This is a genomic window from Dorea sp. 210702-DFI.3.17, assembly GCF_020560825.1.
Lineage (GTDB): Bacteria > Bacillota > Clostridia > Lachnospirales > Lachnospiraceae > Dorea > Dorea formicigenerans.
The window spans coordinates 1-3,796 of sequence record NZ_JAJCNB010000064.1 but is presented as its reverse complement, the minus strand read 5'-3'; the positions used below and the strand labels follow the sequence as shown (position 1 = coordinate 3,796).

General features: G+C 35.0%; 3 protein-coding genes. 2 read left to right on the top strand and 1 reads right to left on the bottom strand.

The annotated features are described in order from the left end of the window. Both LI149_RS14820 and LI149_RS14815 read left to right on the top strand, forming a co-directional pair. Nucleotides 1-898 (top strand): DUF6070 family protein (locus LI149_RS14820; protein WP_227143596.1); only part of this gene is annotated, 898 nt, incomplete at its 5' end. An 8-nt stretch (nucleotides 899-906) separates the two neighbouring features. Then, complete coding sequence (locus LI149_RS14815; RefSeq protein ID WP_227143595.1) at nucleotides 907-2,139, top strand: DUF6070 family protein; 1,233 nt, start codon at nucleotides 907-909, stop codon at nucleotides 2,137-2,139. Between the two features lie 64 nt (nucleotides 2,140-2,203). Here the strand turns inward: LI149_RS14815 and LI149_RS14810 are convergent. Continuing rightward, a partial coding sequence (locus LI149_RS14810) for a BlaR1 family beta-lactam sensor/signal transducer (protein ID WP_227143594.1) occupies nucleotides 2,204-3,796 on the bottom strand: 1,593 nt, incomplete at its 5' end.

The window sequence follows — 3,796 nt, the reverse complement described above, 5'->3', positions numbered from 1 at the left end:
CAATCGTGAAAAAGTAGAAGAATTTTGCAAAGCAGCGGAGAAAGAAGAACAGGCAGCAGTTGATATTGTTGTTGTATTTGATGAAGGGGAAATTATACAATATCATTTAGAGTCAATGAATGGAAAGATAAATGTTCGATTATGTCAGGTTAAATGGAAGGATAATAGCCCACAGGCTAATTATTATGATGAATATGAAGCATATGAGTGGAAATATACAGAAAAAGGATACTTGTTTCTGGAGGAATATCACCCACCGGGATTTGATGGAGCACCGGGTGAAACTGGATTCAGAGTGCAGCCATTAGATAAAACATGCCGGGAATTGAATCGAAAATATGTTATGCCGTTGGGGTATGCACTTAATAATCTGTTGATTACAAATTGGGATAACCAGAATTATACGGAACTTGATTTTTATGATCTTTATGAAAAAATGTATTATATGAAATATGGAAAGCAAGTTCCATATGAAGCAAATTATGGTGGAGCAGAATATGAAGTTCCAAAAGATGAGTTTGAAGAGGTTATAAAGACCTATTTACCATTTAGTAATAGCGAGATTGAAAAAGGAACTTTTTATAACTCTGATAATAGAACTTTTAGATACAGACCGCGAGGGTTATATGATTGTGAATTCCCATATGAGCCATATCCGGAAGTTATCTCATATGAAAAATTACAAGATGGAACATTAAAACTTACGATAGAAGCAGTATGGGAAATCAGAATGTTAGATCAGGCAATCACCAGTGAATTGATGATAAAACCTATGGAAGACGGAAGTTTCCAGTATTTATCAAATAAGGTAATCAAGTCAGATCAAAATGCAAATGCAGGGTGGTATATGCCAAGGTTAACAGAAGAAGAGTGGGAAGAGAATTACAGTAATAATTAGGGGGCAATATGAAAAGAAAAAGTATTTTGTTAGTACTTTGTATAGGAATGATTCTGACTTCCTGTGAAAGTAAGATATCGTTAAACAGCACAGATGTAAAAAATGAGAAGAATCAGAAAAACACTACCATGGAAAATCCGGATAAGGGATATAATCTACCAATCGATGAAGACAAGAAAAAGGAAGCTGTGAACGATTGTGAAGAAATTATGGGCATTATCCGAGATATTTATTCTGAATATAATGGAATACAAGAAGCAGATCAGAACACTGCTGAGCAAATGATGAATCGGATGAAAGAAATTATCAAACAAAATGGGAATCCGGTCATTGGTTCCGATCATTATTCTGTTATGGATAATTATCAGAAGATGGAACAATTTTTAAAATCTGCAGAACAAGAAGAAAAAGGAAGTGTAATTTTATATGAAGCAGATACAGATGGTGGAATTACCAGAAAAGAATATAGTTATGATGGAAAAGAAATGAGTGTGATGTCCGCAAAAATGATCTGGAGTGAGGATACAGAGCCTGTACTTACATACATATCGCTATCAAAAATAAAAGAATGGGCATATACTGAAAATGGGAATTTCTGTTATGAATTATGCGTACCTGAACCACCGGAAGTGACAGAGATTGTAGATGGAAGTTGTATTATCCGGGTAAAGCCTTTGAGTGAGGAGTGTCGGGAATATTCAAAAAAATATGTGAGTACGTTCGGCTATCATGGAAACAATCTGTTATGTTCAAACTGGAATGCGGAGGATATGCAGGGGTTGGATTATAATGGACTTTATGAATATTTTTATCAAATGAAATATGGAGAAAAATTTACTGCAGAAAAAGAGGTTGTGGGAATTCCAGCAGAAGAGTTCGAAAATGTAATTATGACATATCTTCCTGTTACAAAAGAAGAATTGAAAGAATGGGCGGTCTACGATGAACAAAGTAATATGTTTATCTGGGAACGATTGGGATGTGGTAATTATTCACCAACACATTTTGGCTTGTCTTTACCGGAAGTAACAGAAGTCAGGAACAATGATGATGGAACCATTGTTTTGACAATTCATGCAGTATGTGATTCTGTTGTATGTAATGATGTTGTTATTACACACGAACTTACGATGAAAATTCAGGATGATGGAACGATTCAGTATGTTGGAAACAGGATTTTAGATAATGGTATTGATAATATACCGAGGTATCAGTACCGGTTAGGTAATTTGCAGAATTGATCAGTAGAGAAGAATGAAATAAAGAGAACTGATAACGGGAAATTATGCTATCAGTTCTCTTTATTTATTTCCAAATACCAAGATTAGAAAGTACAGATTCTGTTATTTCGGTAGCCTGACTTCCAGTTGCACCAGAAGAGGATTGAATATTTGTTGCGAAGTAGTAAGTATTATTCGCTGTTTCAATGTATCCGATAAACCAGCCATTGACATCTTTACCATTGACACGCCCGGTTCCTGTTTTCCCGTAAAGAGAACCGGAAGAAGTAGTGGAAAGCAGCAGGGCTTTTTTTACTGCCTGGATATTTTTACTGTCAAAATGAAAATTATTTTGATAGAAATCCTGTAACAATTCCACCTGTTCTATGGGTGATATCTTCAGAGAGAAATCTGTCCAATAGAGATTTAGATTTGTTCCAGTATTCTGATTCCCATAGTTTATTGTCTGTAAAAATGTTCTTACGACTTCAAAACCTGCCTGTGAATCAATTGCCTGAAAATACCAGTTTACGGAATTATGCATAGCCGAGGTTAAATCTTGATCGGCTTCCCATGAATGAAAAGGATATGGTTCTCCATTCCATGTGAAAGTGGAATGTTCTGGTGTAATAATTCCAGATTCCAAGCCAAGTAATGCATCATATATTTTATAAGTCGAATTCGGTGATACACGTGTGGAAGCATGATCCATATTATAAATATTCCATTTATCAGCAGACTGATCATATAAAACAAAACTTCCAGTGTAGTCCCCAAAATTGGAAGAAAGATTTAGCTGAGTAATATTCTTTTCGGTTGTGTCAAAATGATACCCAGTCTGATCAGAAGCATAAACAGAAAGTATGGGAATGCATCCAATGATGATAGTAGAGACGAATATGCATATAAGATATCCACGAATTTTTTGTTTAAAAGTAGGTTGGTGGAATGATGCAATATTTAAAATGCGTCCTTTTAACTGTTTTATATTTCCACTGATTCCCATAGTAAGAGGGAATGGAGACAGAGCTATTGTTTCGGCAAAGTTAATCAGTGTATTTCCATATGACTTGTATTCTGTTTCTTTCAATAATTGTAATACAGCACTGTCGCAGGCAAGTTCGCGTTCCTGCCGTATTCTTTTTAGAAAATACCAGATTAGGGGATTGAACCAGTAGAAAACATGTACTGTATTTATCAAATATCCAATTAGAATATCTTTATGCTTGTAGTGCTGCAGTTCATGAAGAAGCATATATCGAATATCAGTTGAGCTTATAGTTCCAGCGTTAAAATCTGAAATCAAGTGAATTGGAAGATAAATGCGAGGATGCAGGAAACCAGCCAAAACAGGAGATTTCAAAAATGCTGTACTATAAATCGGAATGGTATGCTTGCTGTTCACTTCGTTTAAACATTCTATATAAAGAGCGTTTAGTTCTTCATTTTGAAGAGGTAAAGCAGAACTATGTAAGGCTTTTACTTGTTTTACTGAGCGGTAGAGAAGAAAAAACATTATGAATATACCGATACTCCAGAAAAATACAAGTAATGTGTGAATAAAAGTTGGTATTTGGGTGCTGACAGAGACAGCAAAATCATTTATTTTATCCAAATTATAACCATTACCAGAAAGAAAAGTGGTTTGAATGTCACCATTGGTACTTGAACTGGCTGT